This is a genomic window from Wolbachia endosymbiont (group A) of Andrena hattorfiana (assembly GCF_947179565.1).
In the GTDB taxonomy this organism is placed as follows: domain Bacteria; phylum Pseudomonadota; class Alphaproteobacteria; order Rickettsiales; family Anaplasmataceae; genus Wolbachia.
In genome coordinates this window covers 376952-394448 of the sequence record NZ_CAMXBT010000002.1, presented here as the reverse complement: position 1 = coordinate 394448, position 17497 = coordinate 376952, and the positions used below count along the sequence as shown (strand labels likewise).

Below are 17497 nucleotides of genomic sequence, written 5' to 3'. Positions count from 1 at the left end.
AGGGGGGAGAACAAAAACATTATGACTCTAAAAATAATAAGTAACGAAGAAAGAGTAAAAACAGTAACAGGTGTAAAAATGGTAATCTTTGGTCCTTATGGAATCGGCAAAACTAGTCTACTTAAAACTCTTGATGAGTCGACAACACTTTGTCTTGATTTTGAAGCAGGGCTTTTAGCAGTTCAGGACTGGAAAGGAGATTCAACTGAGATTCGCACTTGGAATGAAGCAAGAGATATAGCTTATCTTATTGGTGGGCCAAATCCTGCACTGAAGTCTGATCAAGCATATAGTCAAAGGCACTATGAGCATGTATCTGGCAAGTACAAAGATCTTTCTTCGGAGTTTTTTAAATATCATTGCATTTTTATCGATAGTATCACTGTTGCATCACGTTTATGCTTTTTATGGGCAAGGATGCAACCTGAGGCTTTTTCCGATAGATCGGGAAGAGAAGACAAAAGAGCTGCTTACGGCACACTTGCTCAGGAGATGATGGCTTGGCTCAATCAGTTTCAACATATTCGGGATAAAGACATCATCATAGTTGGTACACTGGGCTAATATCTTGATGATTGCAATCGTCCAACCTGGCTACCTCAATGTGAAGTGGCTAAAACTGCCAGTGAAATTCCTGGAATTGTTGATGAAGTAATCAGCATGGTTGGGATCAAAAAAGATGATGGTACAGAAGTACGTTCATTTGTCTGTCAGACGATTAATTCCTGGGAATACCCTGCTAAAGATCGAAGTGGATTGTATATTAAATCAAAGTCGCAAGACTATAATGAGCAAGGAGTGATACTATCAATTGGATTGATTGATAGAAATCGTAGGCATCTCAGTACACTCCTAGCTTTAAAAAATGGAGTACGAACGGTAGGAGGATCTAAAAGATCGAATCACAATCCTGTACAGCATTTACATTATTATTTGATTATATTTATAGGTACAAAAATGGCTAGAACAGTTTTTGTGGGTATTGATGTTTCAAAAGAAACACTTGATATCTCAATCAACAATAAACATCAGCGTATAGAAAATGCAGAGAGAGCTATATCTGAGTTTATAAAGTCGAAAATGGCTAACGTATTTGTTAAGTTATGTGTAGTAGAATCCACAGGAGGTTATGAGAAACTTGTAATAAAATTGTTACAAGAACATAACATAGCTGTTCACAGAGCTCACCCAAATCGGGTATGCATTTGCAAAAGCCTGCAACCACTTTGCAAAAACAGATAAATTAGATGCAAAATTACTAGAAAAATATGCTGAATTTATCACAAAAAATGACGAAGTAATAGAATACATAGTTTCACAAAAGCAAGAAGAACTAAAAGAGCTAAGAGCAGTTGAGCGCAATCTAAACGATGAAGTTCATGCAAATAAGTGTCGTTTGCATAAGGTTACAGGAAAAGCCAGGGAATATATAGAAAAACAGATAGAATTTGCAAAAAAACAATTAGAGCAAATTAGGCAAGACATAGAAGATATAATAAACTCTGATCCTGATTTGAAGGAAAAAAGCAAACTGCTAACTAGCTATAAAGGTGTTGGACGGAAAACCGCAAGTATCCTACTCATAGAGGTACCTGAACTTGGTAGGTTAGATAATAAGGAAATAGCTTGTCTAGTTGGAGTTGCACCAAAAACTAGTGAAAGCGGAAGGAAAGTGAGCAAGGCCCAAGTCATAGGTGGCAGATTTTATGCTCGAAAAGCATTATACATGTCTGCTGTGGTTGCAATGCGTCATAATAAAAAAATGAAAGTATTTTACCAGCGTTTAGTTGACTCTGGCAAAGTCGCTTTAGTTGCTGTAATGAGAAAAATCATCATTTGTTTAAATGCTATGATAAAAAACAATAATTTTTATCTTGATGTTTAAGACGGTAGATTCCTTCTTGTCTACCTTCTTGTTTAGCATCATCGAGTTTTTGAGCGAGTACAGCCTGTTCATCAAGAATACGTTTGATCTCTTTCTATACCACTGATTCTAAAATAAACACTTGTCACTGGCATTATCTTTTGTTGCTGGAAATGGGTATATTATTTAAGTTATTAACAATATATAATGCTAAATTGAGATTATTTTATTAGTATCGTCCTTTTTGTAAAAAACATTCCTAACTTTTCCACCATTTTTTCTAGCTAAGGTCAGTTAGCGTTAAAATTCTAATGTGGAAAGTGTTGAGGATAGGCAACAAAAATGCTTATATAAAAAATTATTGCTAAAAACGGGAAAACCATGGACAAAGAGCATAACTAAACTACTAATGACTGCTGACAGTAACTGCATTATTTGCCGTGATAGAGCTATTTTCTGTGAGCTGAATGACGCCTCTATCAACTATATAGTCAATTACTTGACTGATACACTGTTTGTCCTGTAAAAACCCTTACATCTTTAATAGTGTGGTGATCTAGAGCTATTTCACCCTCAACAAAAACTTTTTCGACCTGATGGCTACTTCCAGAGTTTCCATCACCACTGCCCCAGGCAAGATGTATAACTTGCTCTTTTTTACTTGCTGCTATTGCTGCTCTTCCCGTTTGTGTTAGGATTGACATGTTTTCTACTCCCCCTATTTAAGATATACATTTTTTATAGAAATTTGTTCAGGCTATTTTGAAAAATATTTTTTATTGAAGTTTTTTTTGTTGATTAATTTTTTACTTATGTAAAATGTAGCTCATTATATTATACATATTGTATGGTTGATCTTTATCCCAGCAGAGATTTCTGGGAGAGCGATTTAGAGATGCCAATAAATCATTGGTTACCTAGCTTTCAAAATGAGGAAATACGTAAAAATTGGCTTACTTCCCTCTCAGGTAGAAAATTAAATGTCATTTTTCTGCAACTTTTTAAGCATAACAATGATATTCCAATTCAACAAAAACGTGCCATTCTCACAGATTGTTCAGATTCTTTGCTCAACTATTATCTACTTAGTTGTTTTAACTATTCTAAACTTCATTCTGCTGTTGTTGAAGTAGCAAAATCCACTTTGAACGAAGAGCTCATTGCTCAGTTTTTATGCAAGAACAATAAACATGATAAAAAGTCCTTGATCTTTGTTATGTTTCATCATAATCCAGAGTTAATCAAGTGTGTTTACCATTTTGACAGAGTACAAAAAAGAGGGTTTTCTCCCTTTATTCTACAAAATTCCCCTAGGCGGATGAAAACTCCTTTTAAAAACTTTTTATCAAAGCAAATTGTTCACGAACTACTGCAAAAATATGATGCTGAAAAAAATGATGGCTTTGAAACTCAACTACAAGGTTTTTTCTATCATCATGATCGTATATACGTGTTTATACGTCGTGCTAGCAATAAGGACTTACTCTTTAATTCAAACCGTATTATCCATGGATATAGACCAGATCGGATTATTCTCAATTTTTCTCTACATGGTAATCAGTTAAATCTTTCTGCCAAAAACTCTGATGAAAGTCTAAAAATAGCAAATAGTATCGTAAGTCGTTACTTTCAACGTGAATGCTTATTTATCGATATGCAAGACCAAAATTGTACACTTCTTGTTGCAGCATTCTTAAAGTCTTCCATAGAAGGGGCTGACCCTCATATTTGCCCTTTTGAAATAAAGTTCCGTTCAACTCAGCTCAAGAAAGATACATACTTAGTTGTAGCCACTAATCCATTTAACTCAATTGCTCGCGAATTACAGATGTTAAAATTAACACAAGATAATTCTGTTGTTGAGTCCATTCGTGTTTTGTTTCAGAATAAAAAAGTAACTTTATTTTTTAAAAGAAATCAGCATTATACCATTATTTATTACTCAGAGCATGTACTCAATAAAAAAGAGCGTGAAGATTTCAAGTCATTAATGAAGGAGAGCTATGGACTTACAATCCTACCAAAAGCAAACTATTGCAGATGTTCTGGAATCCAATGAACCCTGTATTGACCCGAGCAAAGCTTACTTGAAAACTGCAATCTATTTATCTAGTCTTGGCTTTATTAAGCTAAAAGCAGTTGATTTTGTTGTTTGTTCTCGTAAAGAGGATCATTTGGATTGGCCTCACGTATTTGATCCAGATTGCACTAATGAAATTCCTATTAGTCCAGACTTTGATGAAGAATGTGATAACATGCTTTGTGAAGATTGTTGTCGCTACATTTTACCCAATACTCATCAAAAGCAACGATTTCACCTACTATCAACCAATCTTAACCTAGAAAAAATTGCACATTGGTTTGAGAGTCTATTGAACAACTCAAAGTTCATCTGGCAAAAAGCAGCAGAAGGAGTTTATCACATAAGTAGCCAAGGCAGTATTGTTAGCATAATCATTCTTGATCTTTGCTCTGATACCGTATATTTAACCATAGATAAGCTTAGAATCCAGCCCACTATCTTGATTACCGTAAGAGAGAATATACCGGACTTGCCAATTGTTTTGCCCATCGTAAAAATGTCTGATCTTTTTTGTGAGAATAGGAGTTCACGTGGAATACTTCTTGAAGTAGCTATACCAGAATTAATTGCTAATGTCTCTACACAAATTTTCCCTGTTATTTCATTAAAACAAGTTAAACCTAAATCACCAAAGAAAACTCTACAACTTGGGTTCTCACATGGTGCGGTCTACGTAAATGACATTGAAGTAGTAAATAAAAGAGCTATATTGTGTATTAGTATCTTTCGCGTTTTACTCAAACAATTTCTCGATGATTTTGAAAATGGTATACCATTAAAACATCATGTACCTCTTAGCACCGAAAAAATAGCAGATAGTTTAATTTTTCATTCAGAAATTACAGATTTAGAACAACAAATAAGATATCCTCTGAATAAAATGCAAAGACAAATAAAAGAAAAACTGGCCAACCAATCAGGATTGAGCATCGAACGTGATGATGTTATTCAAACCATTGGTTGGCCAGAATTAATTTGTAAGGAACATGGTTATCGCCTTAATCCCTTCACACTTGTGTTGACAAAGTAATCAAGCTAATGCCACAATCTTAGAAGCTTTCCAACATCCGTTAGCTCTGCTAATGAATTTTGCTGGTATAGGTTTTCCGTTTCCAAGTTCATACACTACCTGTAGGATATTTTCACGTCTACTCGGTTGAAACATTACTATACCAGACGTATAGAAACTTCTGAGTGCATTAGCTCCAACCAGAGCCTGAAATGGATTTTTTTCCAGTGTAGCTGTGGATACTTTCTTAGTGTGATGGATCATGATTATTCCCACTGCTGGGTTAGTTGCAGAGCGTAATTTTTCAATCCCATTTTGCAAAAGAGAAAGTGGCATCAGATGCGTCGTCAGAGAGTCTATTGCAATAAGATCTATCATCTTTGTCCCAAATTTTTCCACAATAATGTCTTTGATTCTCTCTACTCCTTCGTCATTCAACGTTATTTTTATTTCTGAAGTAATAACCAGGTTTTCTTTTACCAAACTCATAAGCTCTTTGAGTTCCTGCACGCGCCTTCTCATGCCGTCATATCCCATTTCGTCCTGTAGATAGAGTATCCTAAGCGGTCTTGTAGGTGTCATCTTAAGAAATGGTACTCCTGCTGCCATATGTGCTAATAAAGAAAGCAGAAAACTACTTTTTCCCACCTTTGGAGTACCACCTATAACTAAAAGCCCACCTGGTGTTAGAATTCTTGGTCCTATGACATCTTTCGGCATTGGAGACTGATCGCTTAAATACTGTCTCAGAGAAAACGCTCTTTTCCCCTTTGTCCACTTTTTTATTTCTTCTTTAGTTTGTAATTTCTCAGTATTTTTAGTATTTAACCACTCCTTGGCAGAATCTATATTACCTTTAATTAAAGTCCAAAGATCAATAATGTCACCACTAGTCCCTGTGGTAAAATTACGCCAATTACCAGCTTTTTTACCTACTATTTTAACCATAATGGTATCTCCATTTAAGCTGCCGACATAAGTCTTCTCTTGGTAAAACTTTCCATCTGGAATTAGATAAGACACACATTCCTTAACATTATCAATTAATGACGCCTTTATTTCCTTTTTAGACATAAAACCTCCACAACCTAACAACATGTTTTTCATACGTTTAGAGCTGAGATTAGCTAGCTCACAAACAGTTTCAAAAGACTCTGAATTTAACCATTTTATCGCTTCTTCTTTCAGTTTTACGTTTTTTCCTACTGCATCTTTGATAGCCCTCTCAATGACAGCAATCCAGAGCTTCTCTTCGTCGTACTTCAAAATGGCACCCAATCAATTTCAGTATTTTGGTGTTGCTCTGGAGTAACAACTGTAGCAATCTTGTTCTTTTCTCCATACCGATCAGCTTCAATACCTACCTTTGCTCTGAATTCTAAACCATTTAAATCTGCAATAGAGTTCAGCTTACGAGCAAGAGTTGCCTTCTCTGAATTATCATGTGGATGAATATTGCGTGCTGACTCCAAAATGCTTCGAATCATAGCACGACCCATTTCTCCCCAAACGTCTTCCCTTTCAACGTTTTCTTTACCACTCTTAATACCAATCACTTGATAAATCTTACGTTTTGCATATGGCCCTTCAATGACGGTAAATTCTGCGTTTAAATAGATACTACCAGTAGTGGGACTTTTAGTGAGCCAGCATTCATAACCCCCAGGTTTAATAGCCATTTTGACTTTTGCCGTTGTACCTTTAGGTATTAAATTACTTTGCGACTTTGCCGTGTTAAAATCAGTTAAATCCTGTAACATAAATGTCTCCATAATAAAGTTGAAATCAGCTATTCCATTGGTCCACAAACTGCCAGCGACCATCTATCTTGTCGACAGTCTTGCGCAGGATATGCTCTCCATTGCGTAACTCAAAAACTATTTGACATGCGGTTTTTTCTTTTCCGTTTTCTTCATCCTTCCGAAACATCACCTTACCTGTGGTATAAAACCCTCTTAAAGACCCAGCACCGCTTAAACCCTGAAATGGATCCTCTTCTAGCATTTTCTTAGGTAATTTTTTCGTATGATGGGTCAAAATTATTCCAGAATCTGGATTAATAACGTTTCTCAGTTTTTCAAGTGTTTTTTGTAGAAAGAACAACATAGCACTGTTATCGTTCTCATTACCTAAATTGAAGACGTTGCGTAGAGGATCTATGGCGATAATATCTGGCTTGAAACTTTTTTCCTTCAAAGAGTACTTTACTTCATCTATCTCTTCACTACTGAATGATAGTTGCACTCTTGGCATGATCATGAAGTTGTTTGCACCAACGTCCAAAAATTCTTTATCGAGTTTTAACTCCTGTAGACGCTCTTTTAAATATCCATCATCAATTTCAGTCTGCAGACAGAGAACTTTCATAGGCTGACTGGGAATCATACCCAGAAATGAAACGCCAGCAGCCATGTGCATGAGCCATGAAATCAGAAAATCTCTTTTACCAATTTTAGGTGGCTCGCCAAATACCAACAAACCCCTTGGAGTTAATATCCTCGGGTAGATGATGTCTTCTGGTACTGGTGTTGGGTCACTTAAATATTCTTTTACGCTGAAAAAAGGGACTTTTTGACCAATAGTGAAAATGTTTTGTAGCATAGTTATTCTCCATTAAGCAGCAGTAGAAAAGGCTTTAGCTTTGATTTTCGTAAGTAATTTTCCCAGATGCGGTTCTTCAACCATATCCAGGAATCTACCGTCTTAAACATCAAGATAAAAATTATTGTTTTTTATCATAGCATTTAAACAAATGATGATTTTTCTCATTACAGCAACTAAAGCGACTTTGCCAGAGTCAACTAAACGCTGGTAAAATACTTTCATTTTTTTATTATGACGCATTGCAACCACAGCAGACATGTATAATGCTTTTCGAGCATAAAATCTGCCACCTATGACTTGGGCCTTGCTCACTTTCCTTCCGCTTTCACTAGTTTTTGGTGCAACTCCAACTAGACAAGCTATTTCCTTATTATCTAACCTACCAAGTTCAGGTACCTCTATGAGTAGGATACTTGCGGTTTTCCGTCCAACACCTTTATAGCTAGTTAGCAGTTTGCTTTTTTCCTTCAAATCAGGATCAGAGTTTATTATATCTTCTATGTCTTGCCTAATTTGCTCTAATTGTTTTTTTGCAAATTCTATCTGTTTTTCTATATATTCCCTGGCTTTTCCTGTAACCTTATGCAAACGACACTTATTTGCATGAACTTCATCGTTTAGATTGCGCTCAACTGCTCTTAGCTCTTTTAGTTCTTCTTGCTTTTGTGAAACTATGTATTCTATTACTTCGTCATTTTTTGTGATAAATTCAGCATATTTTTCTAGTAATTTTGCATCTAATTTATCTGTTTTTGCAAAGTGGTTGCAGGCTTTTGCAAATGCATACCCGATTTGGGTGAGCTCTGTGAACAGCTATGTTATGTTCTTGTAACAATTTTATTACAAGTTTCTCATAACCTCCTGTGGATTCTACTACACATAACTTAACAAATACGTTAGCCATTTTCGACTTTATAAACTCAGATATAGCTCTCTCTGCATTTTCTATACGCTGATGTTTATTGTTGATTGAGATATCAAGTGTTTCTTTTGAAACATCAATACCCACAAAAACTGTTCTAGCCATTTTTGTACCTATAAATATAATCAAATAATAATGTAAATGCTGTACAGGATTGTGATTCGATCTTTTAGATCCTCCTACCGTTCGTACTCCATTTTTTAAAGCTAGGAGTGTACTGAGATGCCTACGATTTCTATCAATCAATCCAATTGATAGTATCACTCCTTGCTCATTATAGTCTTGCGACTTTGATTTAATATACAATCCAAGTAGCTTGACTACTTGGATCCAGATTGGATACTGAGTTGGTGAGTATAAAAGTATAGCTAACGCGAGCTCTGCATCATACCGCGATTCATTCGCGGTATCTCATCCGCTAACAAGCAGCAGGATGACGAGGTTATCGTCATGCCACCACGAACCGTCATACCGCCGCGGTATCTCATCCGCTAACACGTAGCGGGATGAAGGTTTTCAGGGTAGCTGTCATCCCAGTGCCCTGACTACTTGGATCCAGAAAACTTAACTTTAAATAAGTGGCTGCATAATAAAGACTAGATTCCAGCATCACGCGCTGGAATTACACCATTTTCGGTCTCTCAAATTGCTTTAGCTACAAACATTAAGAAATTTACCAAATGAAAAAAAAGGCAAAGAACTCCCGTGGTGCGAGTTTTGACTCTCTAATACTTTAAATTGGCACTGTAATAATGTGCTGACGCTTAGTTTAAGCGCAGTTTGGCTGAATGTAGAAAAAATTTAAAAGACATGCAGCCGCTATAATTTTATGTAATCCGCCAAAAAATACCCTAAGTTTTTTACTGAATTTTGTCATTGAGCCTGCAGGTCAAAAACAAGTTTTGAGTCATAAATACCCTTGTTGTCATAATAAGGGGGCTGGCGGAGTTTGTCAAGGAAGTTTTTTCGTTTCTGCGGGCTACTTGAATAACGGCTACAATGTTTGTACAATTGTTCGTCATGCGCTGGAGCCCGTTTTAGCCCTTATCTATATCTCAGTTCCACCAACAGTTATTGCGTCGACTTTGAGTGTTGGTTGACCAACTCCAACGGGCACATTTTGTCCATCTTTTGAGCATGTGCCAACACCGGGGTCCAACTTTAAGTCGTTGCCAACCATGGATACTTTTTTTAGCACTGTTGGCCCATCACCAATTAGTGTTGCTCCTTTGACTGGCCGTGTAATTTTACCATTTTCTATTAAGTAAGCTTCTGAAGATGAAAAAACAAATTTCCCTGACGTTATATCAACTTGCCCACCACCGAAATTTACTGCATACAGACCTTTCTTTACGCTAGATATTATTTCTTCCGGCGTATGTTTCCCTGGTAACATATAGGTGTTTGTCATGCGCGGCATAGTAACTTCTTTATAACTTTCTCTTCTACCATTACCAGTTGGATTCACACCCATGAGTTTAGCATTCATATGATCCTGCATGTAGCCTTTGAGAATTCCATCCTCTATCAACACATTATAACTGGGTGGAATACCTTCATCATCTATGCTAATAGAACCACGCAAATTAGGCAGAGTTCCATCATCAACTACTGTGATGCCACTAGCTGCTACTTGTTTACCAATAGAATTTGAAAATGCTGAGACTCCTTTACGATTAAAATCGCCTTCGAGTCCATGACCCACAGCTTCATGCAACAATACTCCCGGCCAGCCCGGACCTAGAATAACTGTCATTTCTCCGGCTGGAGTTGGAATTGCTTCAAGATTTACCAGTGCTTGTTCCAAAGCCTGGTTTGCAACTTCTTTCCACTTTTTCTCAGAAATAAACTTACTATAAGAATCCCTTCCACCGTGTCCTGCGGAGCCTCTCTCGGTACGGCCATCCTTTTCTACAATGACTAGCACATTAAAACGTACCAGAGGCCTGATATCGCTTAATCTGTGATCACCCTTTATTATTTGTACGACTTGCCATTCTCCACTTAGAGTTATTTTTACTTGCTTCACGCAGTTATTTTTGGACTTTACATACTCATTAACCTCATTGAGTAGTTTAATCTTTGAATTCAGATCCATTTCATTTGTAGGGTTAATCCTCGAATATAGGCTTTTTTTCTCTTCGTTTAAATTTATTGAATTTGTCTTGTTTAAAGACACTGAGCTTTTTACCATAGAAGCAGCATTACTAATTTCTTTTTCGCTAATCTCAGAAGAACAAACGAAAGATGTACTATCCTCACAAAAAGACCTTAAACCAAATCCCCTTCTGGTATTCAAATCCACGTGTTTTAATATATTATCATCAAAAACTAGGGACTCCGACTGGCAAAATTCTAGAAACAGCTCACCACCATCGCTATTGCTCAAAGCGTTATTGACTATTTTATATACGTTATTAATATTAACATTGTTTTGAGCAAAAAATATTTGATCTAGATTTGGCATTACCTTTGAACTAAAAATTGTTTAAGTATATTATTTAACTTTAACATAGCAAACTATAAAAAGCCCGGGTGGCGGAATTGGTAGACGCGCTAGCTTCAGGTGCTAGTAACTTTTTAAGTTGTGGAAGTTCAAGTCTTCTCTCGGGCACTCTTAGCTTCCATATTGCTTGTTGAATTAATTAATACTATAATATAACGTATTAGGTAATATTTATGCTATGTATGGTGAAAAAGATAAGTTAGCCTACAGAAAGAAGGTACGAACTTACTCGAAACGCTTAGTTACTACACTATCTACTGCTTCTTTTATTGGATATATAGCAGCATTAGCCTTTAGTATTCCTGTCTTAAGTCTGTATTTTAGTATTGCCGGCACTATATTCAGTGCACTTTCGTTTGCTTTAAATATATGGTCATTAAAGGATCATTTCCTACAGAAGCAACTTGGTGTAGCAGGACAAAAAAAACTAACAAAGATCTGTCTTGATATTATATCTAACATTTCGTTTTTAATAGGAGGAATTGCATCTATATTGCCTCTCGAATCTCCTATCATTCCTTTTGTTTCCACTGCCTTTTTTATTCTAGGCTGTGCCTTTATAGCAACTAATATCGTTCGGACTATGATTAGTAAGCCACAAATAGATAAAAATGATAATCTCAAAGCTAGTGATCACTTTAACATTCAACCCGCGATAGCTGGGCCTAATTATTATGCATCAATAAATTAACCCATTCGACTTATACAGGAATATTAGCTATATAATTCCATTGAAGGGAGCCATTCAAAAGAGTTTAATGTAATTAGCATTAAAAAAGTATAAGTGAATTTAAAGCTTAGTGGTAAATAGGGGACTGAGTATCCTTATTTCAACATCAATTACTTGAATAGTTGCTCAAGCCATCAAAATAAAAATTTTTATTCAGTAATTTGTGTATAAAGGGTACTATTTTACTAGTAGTGAAATAAATCAGAATGAAGTCTATTTTATTAACGAGGCCTTTATTGGATTCGTTCAGTACAAGAAATATATTAAGAAAATATGGATACAAAGTTTTTATAGAACCAGTATTCACAATAAAGTACTTAAATCCTGATATATCTGCGTACGAATTTGACGTTGTGATATCTACAAGTAAAAACAGTGTAAAGGCTTTTAGTCAAATATGCAAAGAGGATGACTTTCCGATTATTACAGTTGGTAATTCAACCATGCAGGCTGCAAAAAATTTGGGATTTTCTGATATAATCTCAGCAGACAGCAACGTTGATGGTCTGATATCATTCATAAAAGCTCATTATTCAAACGCAATAAAGTTCTTGTATATAAGGGGACAAGAAGTATCATGTGACCTAAAAAAGAGATTATCTGAAGAAGATTTTAATGTAAGAGAAGTTGTACTCTATAAAACAATTATAAAAAGGAGTCTAACTAATAGGTGTAAAAATTTACTGTTGGATGGTAAAATTGATAGTGTTGCTTTTTTTTCCTCACAGACAGCAAGGGTATTTTGTTCATTAGTTCTAAAAAGTGGGCTATCTCATGTGATGAATAATACAGTTGCATATACCATGAGTAAAAACATTGCTGATAGTTTAAGGTTAATCAAATGGAAAAAAATTATAACATCGAGGTTGCCTACTGGGGAGAGTTTAATTGATATAATTAATAAGGATTGTTGATGCTAAAGATTGCAACTTGGAATGTAAACTCCATACGTAAAAGAGTTAACCAACTTTGTAGTTTTATAGTTGACAGTCAGATAGATATAGTTTTGCTGCAAGAGATAAAATGTACGGAAGAGCAATTTCCTTATGTAGAGATAGAAAAGTTAGGATATGAATATGCTATCTATGGACAAGTTGCAAGAAATGGCGTTTGTGTTTTATCTAAATATCCGATACTGGAAAAATTAAAAATTGATGTTGTAGAGAGTCATCAAGAAGCACGTTATATAGAATGTGTGATAAAACACACCAATCATAAGGTAAGGGTAGGAAGTGTATACGTTCCAAATGGTCAAAGCCCAGACTCTCATATGTTTGAGTATAAACTCAAGTTTTTTGATAACCTATATGAAAGGATGAGCACTTTGTTGAAAAATGAAGAGTTAACTATTATAGCTGGCGATTATAATGTTGCACTGGATGAAATTGATGTTTTTGATTCAAATTTATTGAATGGCCAAGTGTGCTTTCATATAAAAGAACGTGAGAAGTTAAGAGCAATCTTGAATCTTGGGTTTAAAGACACGTTTAGAATATCTCACCCAAATTTGCAACAATTTACTTGGTGGCATTATCAAGGCAATTCACTCAGAAACAATCAAGGAATGCGAATAGATTATATGCTATTATCGCCACAAGCTGTAGATAAATTGGAAACATGCTACATAGATGATAGATTGCGTAAGCTAGAAAATCCATCTGATCATACTCCTGTTGTATGCGTTATAGAATAATAGTAGACCTTTTACACAACTCACTTTATTGGCAAACTTAGGTAGTCTTACTTGGTTGCTGCCCTGTGGTTTTTTGCTGATCTAAAGTAACTTGTTCAAGCACAGTAGACTGCTCACTCTTTTGAGTAAGTTGCTCCTCAGTTGTTACAGCAGGTTGATTACCCTGCCCAGTTTCATTAACTTTGGATCCTAAAATTTTACTAATACTATCAAGAATTTTCCCATCCCATCCTTCTTTTTTCTTTTCATCTCGTGAATGAGGGTTATATAAAGTACCTTCTTTGTCATTTGAAAAAAGAACCTCAACTCCCCCTTTTATGGCGAATATTGTACCAATAACGGCAGCAACTATCGCGAGTGTAGTAGGACCAAAAATGAATATTGAAGCAATGGAAAAAGAAATAGGAAGAAAAATCTTACGTAAGAATGCTGTTGCCATCTCTTCATCACTGAGTGGTGGCTCATCCTCCTCTTTTTTACCTTTACCTAAGAATGGTACCTTTTCTAGTAACCCATCTTTAATAGAGCCAAGAGCGTTTTTAGGATCTACCTTTACTCCAAGCGGCCACCCAGCAAGCTTTATGAGTGAATCTTTAGCTTCTGTACCCCGTATATCAGCTACACACTTGGTTATTATTTGCTGTATTTTATCATTATTTAATTTCTCTTCTCTAGCTAAGCCTTGCTCCCTAATTTCTTTAAACACAGAAAGTAAAAGCTGACAAAAGTTTTCTTCACTTAGTAACTTTATATCTTCTTGATTAATATTATTGAATATACCTTCATGATTCTTTGATATAAAAGTAAAAATTTTCTTTTCATTTCCATTTTGTAATCGCTCTAATCGTTCATCTAATGACTTCAGATCATCCTGTAATTCTTGTTTTTCTCGATCTGGAAGTTCTTCTTTCAATTTCTGTTTCTTCTTTTCTATTTCCTGTTTCGTTTGCTTTTCTGGATTTTCTAAAGTATCTAGGAAAGCACGATAGATTGCCTGATATTCCTCTTTTTCAAGAATTTTCTCATCTTTGTTAGTTACCTGAGTAGGTAACTTTGGAGGTTTTGAACTTTTTACTTGTGGGCCTGTCATGGCTGACCTATTTGCATTTGCTATGTTCTATTTTAACATATTTTTCGTATTAGTTCAAATGATTTATACTCCTAGAATTCGCAATGTTTAAATCATAATTAAGAGAATTTAGACCCCAGTTGTCGCCAATTTTTATTTCTACTTCAAGTGGTATAGAAATTTCTATTGCATTTTCCATTACGTCTTTCATAAGTTTTGCTGTTTCTTGCACCTTTTCATCCTCTACCTCGACCAGTAGCTCATCGTGAACTTGGAGGATTATTTTACCTACTTTCAATTGATCAAAAAGCCGAATCTTCGCACGTTTTATTATATCAGCAGCGGTTCCTTGCAGTGGTGCATTTATTGCTGCCCTTTCTGCAAATTGTCTTACATAAGGAATTGTATTGTTTATGTCTCTTACAAAGCATCTCCTGCCAAACAAAGTTTCTACATAACCATGCAATCTTGCGATAGACACTGCTTTTTCCATATAGACCTTTATTTCTGGGTAACAGGAAAAATAGTAATTAATGTATTCAGCAGCCTCCTGAAAGGTAATTCCAAGCCGTTTTGCAAGGCCAAACGGGCTGATTCCATATATAATTCCAAAATTAATGGATTTTGCTTTGCGTCTTAATTGCTCATCTATTTCTTGCACTCCAAAAACTTGCCTAGCGGTGATATCATGAATATCTTGTCCGTTTGCAAAAGTTTCTTTAAATGCTGCAACGTTTGCAACGTGTGCCAGGAGTCTTAATTCTATTTGCGAATAATCAGCAGAGATTATCTTGCACCCTTTTGGCACAATAAATGCTTGTCTGATAAGATTTCCCTCTTCGCTTCTGATAGGAATATTCTGTAAATTAGGATTGCTGGAGCTCAGCCTTCCAGTTGCAGTTGCAGTCGTTGAAAAGCTTGTGTGTATTCTATCATCGAGCGGATCAACCTGTTTTATTAATGCATCAGTGTAGGTACTCTTCAATTTACTTAAATGTCGCCAACTTAAAATTTTACCTGCAATTTCTACCCCTTCTTCTTCGAGTGCCTCTAGAACTTCATAATTGGTGCTATACGATCCAGATTTTGACTTTTTCTTTTTATTAAGCCCCATTTTATTAAATAAAATATCACTTAATTGTTTTGGTGACGCAATGTTGAATTTCTCCTCTGCCAAATTATATATCTCACTTTCAAGTACAGCAATTACCTGCTGAAATTTATCGGATAGCTCCTGTAGTTTTTGAATCTTTAGCAATATTCCATTTTTCTCCATATCAAATATTACTTTCATAAGTGGCTTATCGAAGCGCTCGTAAATTGTGAACAATTTTTCCTGAAATAACCTTTGCTTTAGCTTTTCATGAATTGCTATTAAAGTTTTTGCCGAGAAAATTTCTACATCTCCACTCAAATTATGTGCAATTATGTTTGGAATACTGTGATCATGCTTCCCTGTATCCAAGCTATACGACATTATCATCAAATCATCAACTGAATCTAGCATCTTCTCCACTGCAGGGAAGATTTTCCTCATCTCTTTAATGTTATGTATTATTTTAAGCACCCCATTTGAGAGTAAAGTTGAGTTGATTGTAATGAGTGCATTTTGTATGCTATCTTGCTCTATACAAAAAATATTACTTTCGCTATAAGATAGACTTAATACATTGTTTTCAAGGTGGTAATGAATTGCAATTTTGCCTTCATATCTACAATGCTCCAAAAATTTCTCTAACTCTTCACTACTATATTCTATTTTCTCTTTTGTGCTAGATCCATTATAGGAAAAAAGCTTTTCTATTTTACCTATTAAGGAATTGAATTCATACTTCTTTAAAAAGGATAATAGTTTTTCCATATTTGGAGGGCGAACTTCACATTTTGCAATATCATGTTGAAGGTCTACTTTTTCGCATAGTGATAAAAGTTCTCTTGAAATTAGCGCTTTTTCCTTATGTTCAGCAAGAATATTACGAATCCTCGTTTGCTCGATGTTATCAATGTTCTCTATAATATTATTCAATGAATCAAATTCATCTAGTAATTTAGCTGCAGTCTTCGGACCTATTCCCGGAACGCCTGGAATGTTGTCAGATGCATCACCAGTTAGAGAAAATAAATCAAGAAGCTTGTGTGAGTTTACACCAAATTTTTCTATTACTTGTTTTTCATCTATATATATATTTTTAATGGGGTCGAATATTAAAATATTGTGGTTCAAGAGTTGAAACAAATCTTTATCTGATGAAACGACTACCACTTTAAAGTCTTGGTGGTTGGCGTATTTTGCAGCTAGTGTTGCGATTATGTCATCTGCTTCATAACCTTCAATTTCTTCATAGCTGAGGTTAAAAGCTTCTACCGCTTCCCTCAGTATGGTGAACTGTGGAATTAGATCCTCAGGAGGCGTTACTCTGTTTGCTTTGTATTCAGGATATAAATTGTGCCTAAAATTCTTTTTTCCTGCATCAAGTGCTATAGTTAAGTAGTCCGAATGGGCAATGTACTTAAGAACCATATTCAGAAAGCCATATACACCACCTATTGGCATTCCTGTTGTGGTAATTAAGTGAGGTAGTACATAGTAAGCTCTGAAAAGAAAACCATAGCCATCGATGATTGTGAAAGTTTTTTCTTTCATTGTAGATATTTATGCGTGCTTTTGATGGTCCACTATTTAGCTGCGAAAATCAAGTTTTTGTTTTTCTGCTTTTGAGCATTGTAAGAGATTTTGCCGAAAATAGCATTCATGCATGGTTATACCAATTAGACTTCTTGCATAACCATATGACGAACTTTTATTGGGAATAGAAACAAAAAACTTACTTGACAAACTTCGTCAGCCCCTTTATCATGGCATCGAGGGTATTTTTGACTCAAAACTTGTTTTTGACCTGCAGGCTCAATAACAAAATTCAGTAAAAAACTTAGGGTATTTTTTGGCGGATTACATAAAATTATAGCGGCTGCATGTCTTTTAAATTTTTTCTACATTCAGCCAAACCGCGCTTAAA

The 17497-nt window shown here is 35.5% G+C and carries 11 protein-coding genes, 1 tRNA gene and 5 pseudogenes; 8 read left to right on the top strand and 9 right to left on the bottom strand.

The window, feature by feature from the left end; genetic code table 11:
• Positions 1-21: 21 nt before the first annotated feature.
• Positions 22-756: pseudogene (locus OM966_RS03705) on the top strand (ATP-binding protein); the annotation flags it as partial.
• A 201-nt stretch (positions 757-957) separates the two neighbouring features.
• A pseudogene (locus tag OM966_RS07550) lies at positions 958-1885 on the top strand (IS110 family RNA-guided transposase).
• A 10-nt stretch (positions 1886-1895) separates the two neighbouring features.
• Here OM966_RS07550 and OM966_RS03695 read toward each other — a convergent pair.
• Together OM966_RS03695 and OM966_RS03690 are read right to left on the bottom strand one after the other, a co-directional pair.
• A pseudogene (locus tag OM966_RS03695) lies at positions 1896-1979 on the bottom strand (Rpn family recombination-promoting nuclease/putative transposase); the annotation flags it as partial.
• Positions 1980-2282: 303 nt separating this feature from the next.
• A pseudogene (locus OM966_RS03690) lies at positions 2283-2568 on the bottom strand (hypothetical protein); the annotation flags it as partial.
• Positions 2569-2759: 191 nt separating this feature from the next.
• On the opposite strand from OM966_RS03690, the gene OM966_RS03685 reads away from it, so the two are divergent.
• A complete protein-coding gene (locus OM966_RS03685) occupies positions 2760-3923 on the top strand; it encodes a hypothetical protein (RefSeq protein WP_264328853.1) in 1164 nt (387 codons plus the stop codon).
• Positions 3868-4977, top strand: a complete 1110-nt coding sequence (locus OM966_RS03680) for a hypothetical protein (protein WP_264328852.1) — start codon at positions 3868-3870, stop codon at positions 4975-4977. The genes OM966_RS03685 and OM966_RS03680 overlap by 56 nt, the downstream gene beginning before the upstream one ends.
• Here OM966_RS03680 and OM966_RS03675 read toward each other — a convergent pair whose 3' ends face one another.
• The 5 genes and pseudogenes from OM966_RS03675 to tldD all read right to left on the bottom strand — a co-directional run bounded on the left by OM966_RS03675 (position 4978) and on the right by tldD (position 10949).
• A complete protein-coding gene (locus OM966_RS03675) occupies positions 4978-6222 on the bottom strand; it encodes an AAA family ATPase (RefSeq protein ID WP_264328851.1) in 1245 nt (414 codons plus the stop codon).
• Positions 6219-6716, bottom strand: coding sequence for a hypothetical protein (locus tag OM966_RS03670; protein WP_264329039.1), 498 nt, complete (start codon positions 6714-6716; stop codon positions 6219-6221). Before OM966_RS03670 ends, OM966_RS03675 begins: the two co-directional genes overlap by 4 nt.
• 25 nt (positions 6717-6741) lie before the next feature.
• Positions 6742-7557 carry a helicase RepA family protein gene (locus OM966_RS03665; RefSeq protein ID WP_264328850.1) on the bottom strand — a complete coding sequence of 272 codons (816 nt, stop codon included), beginning with the start codon at positions 7555-7557 and terminating at the stop codon, positions 6742-6744.
• 102 nt (positions 7558-7659) lie between these two features.
• Positions 7660-8587: pseudogene (locus OM966_RS07545) on the bottom strand (IS110 family RNA-guided transposase).
• Positions 8588-9530: 943 nt separating this feature from the next.
• Positions 9531-10949, bottom strand: a complete 1419-nt coding sequence (gene tldD / locus OM966_RS03650; protein ID WP_264328849.1) for a metalloprotease TldD — start codon at positions 10947-10949, stop codon at positions 9531-9533.
• Positions 10950-11011: 62 nt separating this feature from the next.
• On the opposite strand from tldD, the gene OM966_RS03645 reads away from it, so the two are divergent.
• The 4 genes from OM966_RS03645 to OM966_RS03630 all read left to right on the top strand — a co-directional run bounded on the left by OM966_RS03645 (position 11012) and on the right by OM966_RS03630 (position 13411).
• Positions 11012-11096, top strand: a tRNA-Leu gene (locus OM966_RS03645).
• 70 nt (positions 11097-11166) lie between these two features.
• Positions 11167-11679 (top strand): hypothetical protein, encoded by a 513-nt coding sequence (locus OM966_RS03640; RefSeq protein ID WP_264328848.1) that lies wholly within the window; start codon positions 11167-11169, stop codon positions 11677-11679.
• A 245-nt stretch (positions 11680-11924) separates the two neighbouring features.
• The gene (locus OM966_RS03635) at positions 11925-12632 is read left to right on the top strand and encodes a uroporphyrinogen-III synthase (RefSeq protein ID WP_264328847.1); all 708 of its coding nucleotides are present in this window, start codon (positions 11925-11927) and stop codon (positions 12630-12632) included.
• Complete coding sequence (locus tag OM966_RS03630) at positions 12632-13411, top strand: exodeoxyribonuclease III (protein ID WP_264328846.1); 780 nt, start codon at positions 12632-12634, stop codon at positions 13409-13411. Before OM966_RS03635 ends, OM966_RS03630 begins: the two co-directional genes overlap by 1 nt.
• 37 nt (positions 13412-13448) lie before the next feature.
• On the opposite strand, the gene OM966_RS03625 is transcribed toward OM966_RS03630, so the two are convergent.
• Entirely contained in the window at positions 13449-14501 is a 1053-nt protein-coding gene (locus tag OM966_RS03625) for a hypothetical protein (protein WP_264328845.1), read from the bottom strand.
• Positions 14502-14550: 49 nt separating this feature from the next.
• On the bottom strand, positions 14551-17124 hold the full coding sequence (gene polA / locus OM966_RS03620; RefSeq protein ID WP_264328844.1) for a DNA polymerase I: 2574 nt from the start codon (positions 17122-17124) through the stop codon (positions 14551-14553).
• Between the last annotated feature and the right edge of the window lie 373 nt (positions 17125-17497).

Coding starts and splice junctions, on each gene's coding strand:
- OM966_RS03665 (WP_264328850.1), bottom strand. CDS start 7,557: ATGCTACAAAACATTTTCACTATTGGTCAAAAAGTCCCTTTTTTCAGC.
- tldD (WP_264328849.1), bottom strand. CDS start 10,949: ATGCCAAATCTAGATCAAATATTTTTTGCTCAAAACAATGTTAATATT.
- OM966_RS03685 (WP_264328853.1), top strand. CDS start 2,760: ATGCCAATAAATCATTGGTTACCTAGCTTTCAAAATGAGGAAATACGT.
- OM966_RS03625 (WP_264328845.1), bottom strand. CDS start 14,501: ATGACAGGCCCACAAGTAAAAAGTTCAAAACCTCCAAAGTTACCTACT.
- OM966_RS03670 (WP_264329039.1), bottom strand. CDS start 6,716: ATGTTACAGGATTTAACTGATTTTAACACGGCAAAGTCGCAAAGTAAT.
- OM966_RS03640 (WP_264328848.1), top strand. CDS start 11,167: ATGTATGGTGAAAAAGATAAGTTAGCCTACAGAAAGAAGGTACGAACT.
- polA (WP_264328844.1), bottom strand. CDS start 17,124: ATGAAAGAAAAAACTTTCACAATCATCGATGGCTATGGTTTTCTTTTC.
- OM966_RS03635 (WP_264328847.1), top strand. CDS start 11,925: ATGAAGTCTATTTTATTAACGAGGCCTTTATTGGATTCGTTCAGTACA.
- OM966_RS03630 (WP_264328846.1), top strand. CDS start 12,632: ATGCTAAAGATTGCAACTTGGAATGTAAACTCCATACGTAAAAGAGTT.
- OM966_RS03680 (WP_264328852.1), top strand. CDS start 3,868: ATGGACTTACAATCCTACCAAAAGCAAACTATTGCAGATGTTCTGGAA.